Genomic DNA, 18,348 nt, shown 5'->3' on the forward strand with positions numbered 1-18,348 from the left:
TTCGGCTCTGGCTTTGGTTCAGGCTTCGGCTCTGGCTTTGGTTCAGGCTTCGGCTCTGGTTTAGGTTCAGGCTTAGGCTCTGGCTTTGGTTCAGGCTTCGGCTCTGGCTTTGGTTCAGGCTTCGGCTCTGGCTTTGGTTCAGGCTTCGGCTCTGGTTTAGGTTCAGGCTTAGGCTCTGGCTTTGGTTCAGGCTTAGGCTCAGGCTTAGGCTCTGGTTTAGGCTCTGGCTTGGGTTCAGGCTTGGGTTCAGGTTTCGGCTCAGGATTTCCGCCACCGCCACCTCCACCGGAGGTCACGTCATTTTCGACAGTCACCAGCACATGGTCGCCAGCTACTTGGTTTCTTTTAATCTCGAACTCGATTGGCTTGCTGCTTTTTACATAACCAGCAGGTGCCTTCGTCTCGATAAACTCATATTTGCCTGGATTCAGGCCTTCGACAATCAGCTCTCCGTTGCCATCTGTAGTCAGCTCTGTAAGCTCCTGACCGTTCATGTCTTTGGCTACCTTACCATTTTCATCGCGGAGCGTAAATTCGGCTCCTTTGAGCTTATGGTTTGAGTATCCCGTTCTAACTTTGGTCAGTTTCACAGATCCTGGGTTCAATCTGTTGGTTAACGTGAGAGAGGCTGTGCCTTCATCTGTCACTTCGAATTTCAGTGGTTCAGCCAACTCATAATCAGCAAGAGCTTTTGTTTCCACGAGCTGGTAGAGTCCTGCTTTCAGGTTCTCGAGGAGAAGGATACCGTCCTTATCCGTTGTGAGTCCACTTTTCAGTACTTTCCCGTCAGCATCTTGAAGCTCAAAGGTTACGCCAGGAAGTGGCTCTTTGGTGTAGTGGTCCACTTTCAGCAATTGAACGGACCCGATATTTTTGGCGTTCTTTTTCGTAAGGGTCACAATTTCTGTCTGGTTGGAGGCGATTTTGAATGAAATAGGAGTCGCATCCAGTTTGTATCCCTTCGGAGCTTTCGTTTCGACTAGCTGATAGTTTCCTTCTGCCAGATCGCCTTTCGAGACTTTTCCGTCAGAGCCGGTTGTCAGCTCAGCGATCGTTTCGTATGCTTCGCCCTTTTCAACCTGTAGATTGAAGACAGCGCCTTCCAGCGTTTTGCCAGCATTCTCCGCGTCAACTTTTGTTAACTCAAATCCTTGACGGAGCAGCTTGTTGTCGATGGTCATTTCGATTGTAACTGGAACTGCTGGATCAGCACCGGCAGGAGCTTTTAACGTAATGTCTTTTCCGTTTCTGTACTCGTCTGCGATGACGTAGCCAACAGGAGCGGATAGTTCTTTTAGCTTGTACGCTTTAAATTTGTAGCCTTTGAAGGTGGCAATGCCATTTTCATCGGTCACGACTGTTTCCAGCAAGGTTTTCCCTGCCTTGTCGTACAGACCAAACGTGGCGCCTGCCAATGCTTTTTTCGTATCTGCGTCTGTTTTGACGATTTTCAAGTCGCCTTTACCAGGTGTGCCGGCTCCGCCACCAGCACCCGACAAGCTGACTTTGATACCCTCTTGTCCGTCTTTACCTTTACCTACAACTGTTTTCCCTGCAAAAGAGGCTTCGTTTTTGATGATCTCTCCATTATCAGCATTGATAAAGGAACGGTACTCTAGGATGTAGGCAGTGTGCAGATCGTTTTTGAAAGTCAGTTTAAAGGTGTTGCCGACTACTTCTAACGTGTAGTCCTCGGATGCCATTTCTTTTCCGATAGCCAGAGCACCGGATTCAGAGACGATTGTCGTAAAGAGTTTGAAGGAGTCTTTCATCAGAATTTGATTGCTGGACAGGGTATCGGTCAATACAGCACCAGCCGAAATATGAGACTGGCTCGGATTGATTCTTACTGTCCATGTTGCATACTCTGAATCTGCTCCAGTACCTTGTACGCCTGTTTTGAGGACGTACTGTCCACCGTATGTTGGTCTAACGGTCGTCTTGCCTTTATAGAGTGGAGTGCCTGTTATGTCACTATCGTGCATAGTGGCATTGTTTTCGTACACTTCTCCGACAGGCAGATCAGCCAAACTGGTTGTGTACGTGATGCGATAGGCAGAGTCGATCTGGCCAAGATGCAGCTCAAAACCGTTGGTTAATGGATCGAATTTGATAGGAACAACTGGTCCTTCGACCACTTTCACACCGTCTGCTCCGCCTGTAAGCAGCAACTTATGCACTCGTAACGAGTCCTTCACAAAAGTTTGTTCTCCGGTATAAAAATCCCGAATGATCGCGTTGTTAATCTTGTAAAGGTTATAGTTCACATCGATTGTCCACGTGATTTCTTTTGTGCGGGCGTCGTATGTACCCGTTTTGTTGCCGTTATTGTTAGTGTAGCTGTCTGGTTTAACAGTAGCGGATTTCGTGATAGGGTCTTGTGCTTTCCCGTTTTCCTTCCAGTTCAGTTCGGCCATGTTTTTGTACACGGATGGACGGTCCTTGTAAGTAGGATCGAACTTCGTCAGGTACGTAATGACTAGACCTTTTGTGACTGGTTTGTGGAAGGTAATCTTGAATCCGTCTTCGTACTTTGGATTCGGAGAGATGCTGTAGTCTTTGTCAGGACCTTCTTCCAAATCCTTTGACCAATCGTTGATTTTTACTTTGTCAGGAAGAAGAGTCAGCCCTTGACCCGCATAACTGTCGGTAATGACGACTTCATCCATCACCTGATTGTCGTCGTTTAGACTAAGCGTCCATTCGATCGTTTTATCCAGGTAGTTCACTTTTTCTTTTTTGGCGTTTTTCCAGAAGATTGCTTGATTGATCTCTCTTGTTGCATCTTTTTTGGTTCCATCATAGATCTCTACTTCATTCTTTACGAGGTAGCTGTCTTGGTGGACCCGATTTTTGGCTTTGGTTTGGTAGGTAATTTCGTAAGCAGCCGACACGTCATGGTCAAACTCCAAGCGGAAGCCAGTAGCCGATGGGGTTACGTTGTACTCTGTGATGGCAGCCCCGTCTTTTGTTCCGTTTCCGTTGTCACCGATGGTCATTTTATGAACGGTAAAGGAACTATTCACGAGCTCTTGATAACTCGTATCGAATCGGTCCTCGAGCCATGCATCGCTTTGCTTGATCAGTTTTTCATTGTAGTTGTACTGAATAGCCCAGGTGATCGTTTGTTTGTTGTAATCGTAGTGAGTCGCCTTTTTGTTCAAAGGCTGGCTGAAGCGGACAGAGACATTCGCGGAATCGATTAAATCCTTTGGAAGGTTCGTTCCTGTGACAGTGGCTTTATTCGTGTAGGTTGTATCTGTCGTACCGGTGACGTTTGTCTTGTACGCGACGCGATAAGCACCGTCGATGTCGCCAAAGTTAATTTTGAACCCGTTTCCTTCTGTTAATTTCTCAGGAGTGAAGGTGGTTACCTCAGCCTTTGGATTAACAGAGCCATTCAACTGAACTTCTAATGGGAAGACCTTAATCGAGCTCATGTCGATATCCAGACCGCTTGGAAGCTCATCCGTAAAGACAGCGCCTTTAATCGAATTTTCACTCAGGTTAAAATCGACAGTCCAGTCGAGATAGCTAGGATTCATGCCCTTGTTTGCTTTTCCGTTCTTGTCGATTTCATTGTTGTTTTTGCCTTTGAAATGGACAGAGATCGGGACGATGCCATCGAATTTGAAATCGATTTCCTGTCTCGTGCCACCCTCAAACTTTTTCTCATCGAATTCCCGCCACACATAGAACGTTCCGTCAGTGATCTCAGCGCCGTCATTGATGGCATCACTGAAAGTGAAGGTGACGGTGCCGTCTGTTGTCACTTCATAGGTGCCGTAGCCTCCGTTCAGATCTCCGGTCAAAATGCGATCGGTCCTAAACTTATCTGGGAGAGGGAAGGTAAAGGTGGCACCTTCTGAGTAAGGATGTCCAGCAGGGATTTGCCAGGTGAAATCAACTTGAACACGCGAGCCCTGATCGGGGCGGATGTCTTCAATATTGTTTCCGTCTTTGTCCTTCATGACTACGCTGGTGATGATGTTGTCTTTGATGATGTTGTCTTCAGGGTCTGGAACTGGTACCGGTACCTCTGGTAGAGGAACTGGTGGTTCAACAGGTGGCGTAGTCGGAGTTCCTGTACCGGGATCGGTAGGAGTTCCTGTACCGGGATCGGTAGGAGTTCCTGTGCCCGGATCGGTAGGAGTTCCTGTGCCCGGATCGGTAGGAGTTCCTGTGCCCGGATCGGTAGGAGTTCCTGTGCCCGGATCGGTAGGAGTACCTGTGCCCGGATCGGTAGGAGTTCCTGTACCGGGATCGGTAGGAGTACCTGTGCCCGGATCGGTAGGAGTTCCTGTGCCTGGATCGGTAGGAGTTCCTGTGCCCGGATCAGTAGGGTTGCCTGTGCCCGGATCGGTAGGAGTTCCTGTGCCTGGATCGGTAGGAGTTCCTGTGCCCGGATCGGTAGGAGTACCTGTGCCCGGATCAGTAGGGTTGCCTGTGCCTGGATCAGTAGGATTCCCCGTGCCCGGCTCCCCACTATTGCCAATGACAACCTCACCCTGTGTTTGGGCATACGAGGTTGTCGTGAAACTGAAAAAGTTTTGGATGATGAGCAAAAGTGCCACCACAACGATCCAAGATTTCCTTTGCATATGCTCCTCCTGTACTAAATAAAAACTAGCTCATTCCGTCTTTCAGTAGGAAGTGTTAGGGATGAGATGAAGTCGTTTGTTTCCATTCAGCTTGAACGATCAGTCTGTCCTTCGGATCTTTTGCTCCAACAGGGGTGCATGTGACCAAGGTGATCAATGGCTTCTTTTGATCCTCTAGAACTTCTACTTGTGTACGATCTACGACAAAGGCTTTCACGACAACGAATTGGTAGGTCGCCGTTTTCGTCTTGATCTCAATCTCATCGTTAGGTGCTAGTTCGTCCAAGCGATTGAATTGCTTACCGTGAGTAATCCCGCGATGGCCTGCCAGTCCAACATTATTCACACCGAATTCCTTGTCTGGCTCGATCAGGCCAACCCCTTTACTCAAGGCATGCTTGTCCGCGCCTTCAAAAATCATCATTTCCAGATCAATTTTGGAAATCCGAATCACGCCTCTGGCACCTTCCAACATAGCGAGCGGCTCTTGTATCTGAGGAGCTGGTGGGTCCTCGGATGCAGCCGTTTCTATTTGCTCGCTGACGTTGCTCAGTTGTTCGAACGCTTCGATGAGCTGTTCTTGCTTTTGTGCAGATACCGCCGTTTCCCATTGAGGATAGAAAAGGAGGAATAAGCCTGCCAGGATAAACCCAGCACTTAACAGCACTCGCACATTCTTCAACTCCCTTTTCGCACCGTTAACTCAATTCATCTTTCCCCCCTTGTCCTGATTTTTAGTTAAACTAAACTTTTTTTCGGCAAGGGCATTCGTTCCAATTGTGAAAAAATGCCTAGAGGTATCATAATCTTTCGACCTAAACAATTTCTGAACATGAAAAAAGCCAGAGGAGAAAGAACCTCCTGACTGGCTTTATCGGTCTTCAGTCTATGGTTAATAGGCGACGCTTTTCGAAACAAATCCAACTAAGACTTTCCCAGTTGCATCGATGGTGGAGCCATAATACCAATCTCCACGTTCACCGACTACTTGAACAAGTGCATCTCTGACAGCGTAGCCCCTGCCTGGACTTTCTGGAACTCCTAAGGATTCGCTTTCGCCCGCAACAGATTCAACCCCATCCCGATAAAAACAATCCCCGTCAGCTTGTTGAGAATAACAGAGAACTTCTGATTATTGCGCAATTTTTTGGTAGCGAAGGAAGCAAACAGGGCGAGGAGGCTACACCAGATGCCACCCGTAACGGTAAAAGTCAGGCCAAGAAGAAGGAAAGGGAGTGGTCCGGCTTCCGTCGCGCTAACAAATTGCGGGAGGAAGGCGATGAAAAACAGGGCGACCTTTGGATTCGTGACACTTGTCAGGATCGCTTGCAGATAGACCTTTTCACCCTTCAGCTTCTTGGAATCGGCCATATCAAAAGCTGGTGATTCCTTCGTCATGAGCATGCGAATGCCCAAATAGACGAGATAGGCGACCCCCAATATTTTGACGATGTTAAAAAGCACGATGGATTGCGCCAAAAGGAGCGACAAGCCGAAAGCAGCCAAGAGTGTGTGAATGAGTGAGCCTGTCAAAATGCCGAGAACCGAAAGAATACCTGCCTGTTTTCCTTGCGAAATGCTGCGGGTGATGATGTACATCGTGTCTGAGCCGGGTATCAGGTTCAACATGATTGCGGTCATCAGAAATGCTTCATAATGAACGATTCCAAACATCGCTTCTCACTCCTTGTCTATCTATAAAATAAAAATAGATTATAGAATAATCTGACACCTAAGGCAATGCGAAAAATGAGGAAAAGCTCCTGACGCAGATCATAGAAAGTGTATCATGATCGCGAGGGGAGCTCATTATTCAAGTGGACGGATTACGGCGTCGATTCAGTAGCGCGTATCCAGCCTTCTTTTCCATTAAATACAATCTGGTACCAGCCATTCAGATCGGCGATGACTTGGAGGGAACCATCTGCTACTACTTGACCGATCTTCTCATATTCATCACCTGGACCCGCAAAAACATCAATTTTTTGAGTGGTAGGGTTAGTCTGGTCCGTTACCTCTGTCGATCCGTCAGCGGGGGAGGTCGCTTCTCCTGACTCGTTACCCTCGGTCGTTTCTTCGGGGCTCTCTTCTAAGTCAGCCAGCTTTTCTATGTAATTCAAGCCATTGTCTTCGAGCTTGAACAGAGCGATTTCCTTTTCCCCTTTGCCTACCGGATTTTTCATGATCACATGCTCAGAGTCTTCTACGCTAAGTTCATCCGCCTCGACTGAAAAGCGCTTATTGAGTGACTCTTTTGTCAAATTCGGAGACAGTGCCGCGTAGGCGTTAGTACGTTCCTTGCCGGAAGAACTCACGATAATCACAGGCTCATCTTTACTTCCGAGTTTATCGTCGATCTTAGCCTTGGCCGTTTTAAAGTCCACATCCAACGATTGATCCAGATAGAGGATCGAGTCATTTGGCATCTTCGCTGCGAAGTAAAGACGTTGATCTGCCTCAGAGAGTCCAAATGCGTAAAGCTTTGCTCCCCAGCGATCTGTGCCGGAGAGCATATCGGTGAACGTTCTGTCTGGATATCTCAATTGCAATAAGCGTGCTGGATCGTATTCCAACCAGAGTTTTTCTAGATCGGACAGGAGTGTAGCCGTATCCTGGAGCGGATTCAACTGTTCGTACAATTCACGGGCTTTGGTGAACTCGAACGACTTGATGTATTGTTCTGCCTGCTTGAGCTTGCCTTCCAAATAGCGGGTGATCGAATCGAGGACAGGTGAATCACTGGACAGCACATCCTCGATTTTTCGATAGGCGGATGCCATGTTAACGAAGGCACTCAGATCCTTCGAACGAATGATTTCCTTGATTTCAGCTAGCGCATACTTTTCCAACTGACCCACTAACCACTCTGTCTCGATACCCAGTTTTTCGTAATGGCGTATGCTTGCAGCCGTTTTGGTGATGACTTCTTCAAATGGAGCCGAAGCAATCAGCGCCCGTAGCTTTGTCTTTTCATAGTTCTGGAACAAGGACGTGAGCTCAGCCTGCTTCTTCTTTTTGCCGCCGTAGTATTCATCTGGAATGGCAAGGAGTGTTTCGATGAAGGCTTCGTCCTGATAGTTTTCCTTTTCGAGATTCGATTGTGCCTGCGACTTGGCTGTTTGCAAGGCATTCAAGTAATAATCGGAAAAGCTCTTATCCATGCCCAAATGAGCGGACAATTGCTGGAAAAACATCGCCGGTACGTCCTTTTGATTCTGGTATTTCTGTTTGACTGCTTGGTATTGTTCATAGACTGCACTGACTTCTGCGACCTTCTTCTCCGAGATGGCAGAACGTGAATACTGGTGAAGCCCTTCCAGCTCGGTGCGGATAGAAGTTAGTTGGAACATGATGGAATTCCATTCGTCATCCCCGTAGGACAGAACAGCCATATCATGCGCACGAGAAAAGGTTTCCTCGGCTTGCAGCAAGTTCTTTTGCTCATAAAACGCCTTTGCCTGTTTATACAATGTAATCTGCTTGTACCCGAATCCGAGCTTGAACAGAACGGCGATCAGACCCAAGGCAAAGAGTCCGAGAAAAATATTACGGACCCAGAGGGACCTATGATAGGGAGAGATAGGCAACATAAAAGGCTCCTCCTTCACAGTAAGCCTTTGAAATCCGGGTCAAACGCGTAATGCGTATCCACCCTGTTTTTGGTAGAATGATATAGTTGTTCCCAACCTTCATCCTTATGGGTTTGAACCATTTTTGCCAATCGCAGAAGGCGCTCGCGAGGCAAAAAATCGATAAATTCGATAATCAGATCCTGATACTCGTCCACATAAGACTTCATGCGGAGCGCTGCACCTGCCACTTGACCGATGAGCTGATCCCCGTTTTCCAGCAACAATATTTGATTTTTATAACGTCTAACATAGGTAAGCACGGATTTTTTGACGAGCGAAGGCTGGACCTTGATGACTTCGCGCACATATTCCATGAAGTCCTTGTCGTACATAGACGGGATGAGCGTTTCGAGCTCCAGCTCCATGTCTTTGCGCAGGACGTAATGATTGAGGAACATGATCTTGCGTATCTTGATCGTATCGGAATCGATGAAATGCCCGAGCTCTCTCGTTTTTTCATAGGCTTCCTTTAGATGTCCTTCTTTGACGTCGTTGCCCACTTCTTCCAAATGACGGAGGAGTGACTTCTTAAGCGTCTCCATTTCCCTCGTTAAAAAGTGTTGAAATTGTACGTCTCTTTCGTAGGTGCCGTATTTTTTCTGCATCACGAAAAACAAGACGAACAACACACAGCCAATACCTCCTGCGAGAGCTAATTGCAAAAGAGTCTCCGCAGAAAGGACAGCAAGACATGCGAACAAGCCCAAGAGCAAAAAGCGCGTCTGCACATAGCGGCGCGTCACTGAATGGGAAACCTGGCGGATCGATGTGTAAGCTCTCCCGCAGGTCTCACAATGCGTCTCCCATAGGACATGGTACGTATGGCATCGCGTGCACGCTTGAATTCTTTCATACGTATGAGTGGTTTTACGGGTTTTGCGAAATTGTACGCCGATTCGTTTTCTCATGGTGAATCCCTCTTCTCATTCAGTAAGGCATGAAGATGCTGATCGATTTCGGCGTTGGAGAGATTGCGCCGTTTCAGTCGCAGCAGCTTGAGGAATCGGACCGCTAGCAGCAAAAAAGCCGCAAACAACAGAAAGTAAGTTAACATAAAATTTCTCCTAACGAAGTTGTCGAAATCTGTAACAAAGAATCATGTCGTATCGTATTACGAGTAAGGGGCAATCATTCTAGTACTTTTTATTCACTTGTCTTCTACTTCTTGAATCTAGTGGTAATAGTGTCATAGTCTTACTTCCTTTGCAACACTTCACAAATTCTTTGTAACGCACAAGAAAAGGAGCTCTTATGAAAATAATACGATTCCGAATGTTATGTCGATACGTAGCATGTCTTGCCCTGCTCTTGGTCAGTGTCCTCTCCGTCACTCACCCAGGCTATGCGCAAACGAGCGGAAACAATATGGACGCTGTCCTGGTCGTGGACGTCAGTAACTCCATGACCCAAAGCGATAAGAACAAAGTCAGCAACGAAGCGATGAAAATGTTCGTCGACATGACGTCGATCCAAGCGAACAAAATCGGTGTCGTCGCCTATACCGACAAGATCGAGCGGGAAAAGGCACTGCTTGAGATTAATTCCGAAGAAGACAAGAACGATATCAAATCCTTCATCGACAGTCTGCAAAAAGGAGCCTACACCGATATCGCTGTTGGGGTAACGGAAGCAGTAAAAATCCTCGATGCGGGACGCAATCCAAACAATGCGCCGATTATCGTGTTGTTGGCAGACGGAAACAACTATTTGAACAAAGCATCAAGCCGTACCCAAGCACAATCTGATCAAGAGCTGCAGCAAGCAGTGAAAGAGGCCAAAGACAAAGGCTATCCGATTTACACGATTGGCCTGAACGCAGATGGTCAGCTTAACCGAACGACACTACAGCAGATTGCTGCGGAGACAAATGGTAAATTTTTCGAAACAAGCACAGCGGACAAGCTCCCGCAAATCTTGAGCGAAATCTTTGCTAATCACCTGAAGCTGAAGGTTGTCCCTGTTAAAAGCTTCGTCGCAAACGGTCAGGCTCAGGAGATTCCGATCCCAATCCCGAATGGCAGCGTCATGGAGGCCAACATCTCGATCATGTCGCAAAAAGCAGTGGAAGTGAAGCTGTATGACCCAGCGGGCAAGGAAGTACAGATCCCTTCCAACCAGGTCAGACTGTCGAAGTCCAATGCGTACACGATGATCAAGCTGGTCAAGCCACAGCAGGGCGATTGGAAGCTACAGGTAAAAGGTGCCCCGAAGGAAAAAATCGATATTAACCTCATCTTCAACTACGATCTGCAATTGGAGATGGAGCCAGTCACAGCCAAGAGCTTCAAGGCTGGCGATGTCGTACCGATAAAGGCTGCACTTGTTTCAAACGGACAGAAGGTAGCGAGTCCTGATCTGTACAAGCAAATGAAGGCGACACTGATCGTCAATGACAAGACGGACAATAAGACAAATGAGGTCGTCCTGAACAACACAGGTAGCGGGTTTGAAGGCAGCTTCACAATCCCGGCTGACCATACGTACGAGATAAAAATCAAGGCAGAAGACACCAGCTTTTACCGGGAGACGAAGCCACTCCTTGTAGATGCTGCGAAAACGGCAGGTTCTGGAGCGAGTAAGCCGAACACAACCACTGATCCTACGGCAGAATCGAAACCATTTCCATGGATAACCGTAGTAGGAGGTACCGTGGTTCTCATCCTATTGATCGGTGCAGGCTTGTACGCACTGTCGATCTATCGCAAGGCGAACAAGGGCTTCGCGGGCCAAATCGCCATCGAGATCGTGGATGAGGATACAGGGGAAAAGTCCAATCCGCAGTACAAGAAACTGAACGCGTTCAAAGGAAAAGTGAGGCTGCACCAGCTCTTGCAGCTCGCCCCTGAGTTTGCGGAGACAGAGAAAGTCATCTTTTTACCAGGGAAAAACGATACGCTGATCATCGAAAACCGTTCGAGCTGCCGAATCGAAAAGGCCGGACGTGTCCTCGATGCAAGCAAAGGCAAAGAACTGAAGAAAAACGATCGCATCAAAATTTCGTTAACGAATGTGAACAAGTCCTTATATGTAGATTACATCGTCTAGGAGTGAGTCGATTATGAAAGCAGTTGTGAGAGAACACATTCAACAATTGGACGTATCCCTCGGCGGAGGAATCGTCAGTGACAAGATTCGCGTAGATACAATTGATAACCCGATGCTCGTCATCGGTCTTGGCGGTACAGGAATTGATGCGCTTTTGCGCCTGAAATACCAAGTGAACAGACGCTTCAAGCTGCCGGTAGACCAGCTTTCCAAGAAGCGCAAGGAAAAGCCGGACAATATTGAATTCATCGCATTTGAAACGAATGAGCATGACCGCAACAAAAAGTACAAGGGCATCGGACTCGATCCAGTGACGGAGTTCGTACTCCTGTCCAATCCTGAGATCGGCGGTGTGTTGCAGAATCGCAGCATTCTCGAGCCGTATATCACCGACTGGCTCTCGCCAGAGCTGACAATTACGGACGGAATCAGCGGAGCATCGGGTGTACGCCAGGCAGGTCGACTTCTTCTCTTTACGAAAATTACGCAAGTCGTCCAAACGATTGAGAAGAAGGTCAAGATGCTGTGCGAGGGCACGAACAAAAAGCTGACTGTATTCCTCTTGAGCGGTTTGTCCGGGGGAACGGGGAGCGGTTGCTTCCTCGACATCGCCTATATCGTACGAGGCATTTTGGAGCGCGACTTCGGCAGTGCGGGGGTAGACAAGGTGAATACGCTGGGCTACCTGTTCACGCCTGATGTTAACCTGTCGAACAAGAGCCTCAGCTCGCACACACGCGACTACATCATGAAAAACGGCTACGCGGCATTAAAAGAGCTCGACTACTGGATGAATGCGGACGAGCGCAATGAGCGTTTCCGCCAGCAATACGGCAACGTGCTCACCGTCCAATCGCCAATGCCGCCATTCAACCTGTGTCATTTGATTTCTGCGACCAATCTGGAAGGCAAAGCATTGGAAAATGCCTACGATTACTGCATGAACGTAACCGCGGAGAACATTACGAACTTTATGGCGAGCGAAGAAAAGCGCTCGGGTGAAGAGTTTGCGATCCACGACTATATCAGCAACATCCGTACGAACATTAACCAGATGCCAAAAGCGTACGCAGCCAACTACCAATACAACGTCATCGGTGCTTCCTCTGCTGTCTTGCCGATCGAAGAGATGACAACCTACTTGGCATATCGCTTGTTTAAAAAGATGGAAAAAATGTTCACGGTAGCACCAGCGGAAGAAGATACGGAGAAATTCGCCCGCAAGCTCGGAATCGACATCGACTCGATTTCTCGCAAGTTCGAGGAGCGCGTTCCTGAACCGTTGCCAGGCTATGAAAATAGTGAGCGTCTGAACTACAGCAACGTGATCACTCAACAAGTCGTGAGCATCGACCACGAACTGGAGCAAGGCTATCTCGCCAAAGCACGCGAAGCGTACATCAAGTCCAAAAAGCAGATGCCAGGCGACATGATCTCTGTTTTTGGCGAAATGATCACGCGAGTATTCCTGCACCCGCATCAAGGACCATTCTATGCGTCCCGTCTGATTCATTCGGACAAAGGCTATTGCCTGATGAAGATGATCCTCTCCTACATTGAGAGCCTCAAGGCGAATTTGGAGAGCTACCCGCGTGAGATCGAGGGCGCGAGAGAGAATGCGAATGAAAAGCTGGGCGATGCCCGCAGTGCTTTCATCTCCAAGGAGAAGAAGAAAAACAGCTACATCGAAGCGAAGATCAACGAATACCAGCTCCTGGCTGATCAGGAGAAGCTGGAGCAAATGATCGAATTCTACGAAGAGCTGCACCGTTTGTTGAATGCAGAAAACAACCGCATTTATAACGTATTTACTGAGATTTTGAACGCACTCAACCAAATTTTCGAGCAAAATGGCGACATCCTGATCAACGGCGGCGAAGAGAGTGACCGCACTGGCAACAAGACATACTACTGGAACATCGTCAGTGTGCCGGATATCTCCAAAGTAGTCAGCAACATCCTGGAGCAAAAAGAGGCGGATGACCTGATCCGCGATTTCACCAGCGAGCTGCTGCGACACTCCGATCAGTGGGTCAAAGAGCAGGAGCTGGATATCGTCAGCTCGATTTCCGAATTCCTTTCGGAGAAGTTCGGTGAGGTGATCACCAAGTCGATGGAAGAATTCCTCGTGATCAAATACGGTCAGGACGAGACACTCGATCGCATCGTAGAGCGCAAGATTGCGAGCAAGTTGGATGAAGAGGCGATTCCGGTCTTCCATCTGAGCAATAATCTCGGCAATATGCACTTCCCTTCTTGGGGCTTTGTATCCGTGCCGCTGAAAGCACCATCGATCTTGAAGGGGATTAAAAACTATCAAAATACAGCGATTAGCGGATCGCGCTTTACCGTCAAAGAAAGCGAAGTCAAAAACCGCATCTTCTGGCTGAATACGAAAAACGGTGTTCCACTGTTCGCTTACACACCGTTGAAGGTCTACGAGGAAAGCTACGAACGTACCATTCTGGACAGAGAGGGTATCGGACGCCACCTCGTTCAAACCGAAAAGAACAACTGGGCGTACCTCCCATCCCCTATTCCGGAAAAATCGTGGGGAGATACGTACCAAAACGGGCGGATCAAAGCGTACAACGCCAAAGTACGCGAACTGTTTGACCGTGCGGTACGTTACGGAGCCATCCGCGAGAAGGGCAGCGACAGCAAGACCAGCAACCGCTATGAATCCATCGTGACGAAGTCGTTCTCGTTGGCTACTTTCTTGGCTAAGCATCAAGCGCAAGGAGACGCGACCCAGCTAAGCCCTGGCGAGATCAAGCGTGCATTGGTTGAGCTCAAAGGGTTCATGAGAGATGGTCTGGAGCAAGAATTTGCGCGCGATGTGTTCGGCAGTATCAATGAAGAGATGGCAAAAGAAAACCTGATCCGTTTTCCAGAGCAGATTCGCCTAATCGAACAAGAAGTGCGCAAATACGAAGAAATCGAGGCCAAAATCCAGGAGCTGGAGCAGATCGTAGGTGCCATCAAGGACGAAGAAGAGCTGGTGACCCGATTCATCGAAGCCCTTTACACAGGGACGATTTGCAAGCGCGGTGCGCTCTACGTCTACGACAAGGATGAGGAAGAAGATGCGTGGGAGCCATTCATCAACCTGATGAAGGTCAACAAGCACGTTGAATTCGCTATCTATGAAAAATACCGCGCATTGGATCACAAGAGCATGGCAACCATCCAGCGCAAGGCTGCAAAACGCAGTGACGCGATGACTTCAGCAGAGGATACGCAGCAGCTGCTGGCAAAACTCGAAGAAATCGCAACTGCTTTCCAAGAAACGAAAAACGATCTGGAATACGACCGCGACGAATACGTGAATGGTGAAGAGCTGTTCCAGTTCTACAAAAAGGTTTGGTCAAAAGTAAACGATATGCGCAAGACGCTGCAATAAGCAATCAGGATCGTTTAATAACCGAGGAGGAAGCATGAGGGATTTGATTGGAGAGTTCGCGACCCAATACGTTACGGAATTGGAAAGACAACTGGATAGCGGAAACGGACAGCGAAGTATTCAAAACCCCGTGCTCTTCCTTTTTCTCGGGGATAAGAGCGTAGAGGCACTGCAAGCTGTTCGTGCCCACAACGAGCGCAACTGGCAAAATGGTCACGGTGTTCTTTATGTCCATGCGTATCAGGACAAAACGTGGGAGCATCCGCAAGTAATCGGCTGCCGCTTACCGCAGGCAGATGCCGACAAGAAAAAAATGCGTTCTTCGATCCACGAGCGTTTTTTACTTGATGAAGCTGTCACCATGGAATTGAACAAGATGATGAAGCTGGCAAGCGTACGGGTAGCGGAAATGGGCAAGTTGTTTACTGCTTTTCAGCAAGTCAATATTGCCGTCGTGGCAAGGGCGGATGACCCTGCCACGATCCTTTTTCCAGAGCTGACGCTGCTTCTCAAGGGCTACCTCAACGAGCTGTTTAAAAACGTATCAGTCGACCTGTACGTCCTACTACAGGAAAAGAACAACGGGGAAGCATTCGGGTTCTCGACAGCGCTCTCGGTCAGCTTTTTGGAAGAGGTCAATCGCTATCAGCGGAGCGACTACAGCTATCGAGCGAATCTCTTGGTAACGGAGGATCTCGTGAAGCTGCCTGTGGAGCATGTAAACGCACCGTTATTTTCGCTGGCGTACCTATTGAGTGACAAGACAGAGCATGGCTTGTTTATCGAAGGCGGCATGCAGGAAAATTACGAGCTGATCAGCAAGCTGGTGCTTTTGAACAACAAAAAGGTAGAGTCGGAGTTCCATGAAAGCAATGATGGCTATAACAAGCTGCAATTTATGCGCAGCATCACGGTCGATCACGGGCAGACCAAGTTCGCGTCTGCTGGTCTATCCAAAGTAAAGCGACCGACTCATGCAATTGCGCTGACGGTGCTGTCCGCCGTATTTGACCGTTATTGGGAGCGACTTCAGGACGGCGAGGTTTTGCCGAAAACAAAAGCGAGAGAAAAACTCGGATTGACGGCGCATGATTTGCAGCGAAAACTGGCTGGCATTCTCCCAGAGGATCACATCCTGGAGGAAATGACGGGGCTTATGACCTCTGGCATTAGCTACAGCGAGCTTTGCAGTATGAATATGCGTGAAGCGGAGCTGGCTTTGTTTGACGGCAGCAGCCAAGCCTTTTTTGAGGCGAATGTCGCTTCCGGGGCGCGTAAACGTCTGGAGCACATGCTGTCTCAGGATTCCTTAGCTGATTTGATTCAGAAAGTAGTCATCGAGGATGAACGGCTTGGGCTGTATGCGGCTTATTATCTCACAGCCGAACACGCCAATGGAGCAAACCTGCTGGATGAGCTGCGCACAGGAATTCGCGAGACATCTCGACAGGTTGAACAGATTAAAGCCGAGTTGGTCGATCTCTACCAAGAGCGAGTGGATCGGCAGTACATTCGCGTAGGAGGGTTTTTCACACGGGATAAGGAGCGTGTGCGGACCTTCATTCGTCATTTGCTGGACGCTGTTTATGGCAAAAAGCTGGAGCTGCTGGATTGGGAGATGATGCTCTCGATCCTTGTGAGCTATGAGAAACAGGCAGAGCAGATTCACCGGCAGTTAGGTGAGCAAGTCGAGCAGCTGGAAGCCTTGCATAAGCAACTGCGGGAAATCGCCCAGACGAGCGTTCGAGAAGCGACTGACTACTTGGGCAAAAATGTGGACGAATATTACGAATCGGTCGTCCATGAAACGATCCGATCATTGGAAGCTTCACGCGGCAGTGATTTTTACATGGAACAACGGTATATTGGCAGCGGCGCTCTGCTCAGCGGGAATCGACTCGCTGGACTCGTGGAGAGGTTGTGTCAGTTTTGCCGGAACGAGATTCTCACCCGTGCGCCATTTGCTTTATCTTTTGAGGCGGAGCTGCTTGCGCGTGCCAACGTCGGGGCCGCTTACGATAACCGAACCGTGCTGACGAAGGAGGATTTGTTCCTCGATCTGGCATTGGTGCTGGAAGAGCGCGCAGCGGTTCACATCGAAGTGTTCCATTTCATGCAAAAGCATCGCTATGAGGAGAAGTACTTGTTTGCCGATATTCATAACGACTTCGTCCAATATGCGCTGCACAAGGATGAGAGCACACGAACCTACAAGCTGGGCTGCATCCACGAGGAACAAAAAAGCGGGATAGAAAAAATGAACCTGATGGGTGGATTCGGCATGGAAGAGTTGATGTTCTACCGCAATAACAAGAAATACCATGCTTCCTATGAGGACAGCGGGTTTGTTTTTCGCCGCGTGGGAGGAGATGAGTCGTCATGAGTCAGAGAAGGGTAAGCTTACTCATGCTAGTTTGTAGTCTGGTAGGTGGCGTGATCGGATTTTTGGTCGGGGAAGTCATGCTCGGCAAGCTGTCCGGAGAAATACCGCAATGGTTGTTAATGGGACTTTATTTTGGTCAATATTCCTTTTTCGTAGGACTGATGTGCCTCATTGCGGAAATGATCTCGCCACGACTGAATGGAGTTGGCTGGAAGCAGCGCTATCTGGGCTTTTCCTGGAAAATGCTCGTGCCCAGCACGTTTTTGATGGTGGGCGTAGTGGCGCTGCTGCTTCAGCTGCTGTATGGGTCATCGTTTCAACAGGCCAGTGGGGCCAACAATATTGTCATGGTTCTGGATACGTCAGGCAGCATGCAGTCGTCTGACCCGGATAACCAATTGTTCAAAGCAGCAGCCGACATGGTGCGGCGCATGGACAGTGACATGAACATAGCAGTGGTTACGTTTCACGATCAAACGGATGTGCTGCAACCCCTCACCGAGCTGAATAGCCAGTCGGTGAAGGATGAAGTTGTGAAGAAGCTGCTCCAATATCCGCGAACGGATGGAGGCACCCGGATCGACCTGGCTCTGCAAGCGGGGCTGGACCAGCTGCAAGCGAATCAAATGGCGAATAGTACGGTCGTGCTGATGTCAGACGGCTATAGTGATCTGGATGTCCCTGCCGCACTTGCACCCTACAAGCAAAACCACGTGATTGTCCATACCGTAGGCATGAGCCAAATCGATGCAGACGGAACGGCGTTGCTGCAAAAGATCGCTGCTGAGACTGGCGGCAGCTACTTCAATGTCGAACACGCAGACCAAATGACAGGAATCTTTGGTCAGATTTACGATATGAGCCGAATAGACCGCAATATCGTTTCCGAGCGGACAGGAGCGACAGAAGAAAGCATGTTTTACGCCATTACCCGTGTGGTCAGTGTTCTGATCCTTGGTGCTTTGCTTGGCTTGGCGCTGGGTCTGATTTTTGACAATCGCCATCTGGCCAAAAGCTTCACGATTGGCGGGGCGGTATCAGGACTGTTAGCTGGACTCGTTTTGGAAATGGGTCTGTCGTCGATTGATTTGCTCGATATGGTTGTACGTTTGCTGGCGTGTTCCTTGCTCGCCGTCATCCTGACATTGTTCACTCTCTTTGTGCCAGCTTCCACGAGTGGTGGATCGTCTTTTGCAAAGCGCAGACTGAACACCAGACAAAGCCCCCGTGCCTTGGACGCCGGGAACCAGAGCAGCAAGCGGTTTGAGTAAAGGGAGCATGATG

At 48.8% G+C, this 18,348-nt stretch carries 10 protein-coding genes; 4 read left to right on the plus strand and 6 right to left on the minus strand.

The annotated features are described in order from the left end of the window. From ACFVS2_RS24065 to ACFVS2_RS24090, 6 genes are all read right to left on the minus strand, one after another. Positions 1–4,601 (minus strand): collagen binding domain-containing protein (locus ACFVS2_RS24065; RefSeq protein ID WP_390238397.1); only part of this gene is annotated, 4,601 nt, incomplete at its 3' end. Between the two features lie 55 nt (positions 4,602–4,656). Next, positions 4,657–5,274: a class D sortase gene (locus ACFVS2_RS24070; protein ID WP_390238400.1), complete on the minus strand. Its 618-nt coding sequence runs from the start codon at positions 5,272–5,274 to the stop codon at positions 4,657–4,659. A gap of 368 nt (positions 5,275–5,642) precedes the next feature. Continuing rightward, positions 5,643–6,275, minus strand: a complete 633-nt coding sequence (locus ACFVS2_RS24075) for a LysE family translocator (RefSeq protein ID WP_390238402.1) — start codon at positions 6,273–6,275, stop codon at positions 5,643–5,645. Between the two features lie 152 nt (positions 6,276–6,427). Beyond that, the gene (locus ACFVS2_RS24080; protein ID WP_390238404.1) at positions 6,428–8,191 is read right to left on the minus strand and encodes an SH3 domain-containing protein; all 1,764 of its coding nucleotides are present in this window, start codon (positions 8,189–8,191) and stop codon (positions 6,428–6,430) included. A gap of 14 nt (positions 8,192–8,205) precedes the next feature. After that, a complete protein-coding gene (locus tag ACFVS2_RS24085) occupies positions 8,206–9,141 on the minus strand; it encodes a hypothetical protein (protein ID WP_390238407.1) in 936 nt (311 codons plus the stop codon). Then, a complete protein-coding gene (locus tag ACFVS2_RS24090; protein WP_007724683.1) occupies positions 9,138–9,287 on the minus strand; it encodes a hypothetical protein in 150 nt (49 codons plus the stop codon). Before ACFVS2_RS24090 ends, ACFVS2_RS24085 begins: the two co-directional genes overlap by 4 nt. A 197-nt stretch (positions 9,288–9,484) precedes the next feature. Here ACFVS2_RS24090 and ACFVS2_RS24095 point away from each other — a divergent pair, with 197 nt between their 5' ends. From ACFVS2_RS24095 to ACFVS2_RS24110, 4 genes are read left to right on the plus strand one after another with little or no spacing between them, the layout of a single operon-like run. Then, positions 9,485–11,278 carry a vWA domain-containing protein gene (locus ACFVS2_RS24095; protein ID WP_390238410.1) on the plus strand — a complete coding sequence of 598 codons (1,794 nt, stop codon included), beginning with the start codon at positions 9,485–9,487 and terminating at the stop codon, positions 11,276–11,278. Between the two features lie 13 nt (positions 11,279–11,291). After that, complete coding sequence (locus tag ACFVS2_RS24100) at positions 11,292–14,681, plus strand: tubulin-like doman-containing protein (RefSeq protein ID WP_390238413.1); 3,390 nt, start codon at positions 11,292–11,294, stop codon at positions 14,679–14,681. Positions 14,682–14,715: 34 nt separating this feature from the next. Then, positions 14,716–17,064 carry a hypothetical protein gene (locus ACFVS2_RS24105; protein ID WP_390238415.1) on the plus strand — a complete coding sequence of 783 codons (2,349 nt, stop codon included), beginning with the start codon at positions 14,716–14,718 and terminating at the stop codon, positions 17,062–17,064. After that, complete coding sequence (locus ACFVS2_RS24110; protein WP_390238417.1) at positions 17,061–18,335, plus strand: vWA domain-containing protein; 1,275 nt, start codon at positions 17,061–17,063, stop codon at positions 18,333–18,335. The genes ACFVS2_RS24105 and ACFVS2_RS24110 overlap by 4 nt, the downstream gene beginning before the upstream one ends. Positions 18,336–18,348: the final 13 nt, after the last annotated feature.

Origin of the sequence: Brevibacillus sp. NPDC058079 (assembly GCF_042885155.1) — a bacterium.
Taxonomy (GTDB): Bacteria; Bacillota; Bacilli; order Brevibacillales; family Brevibacillaceae; genus Brevibacillus.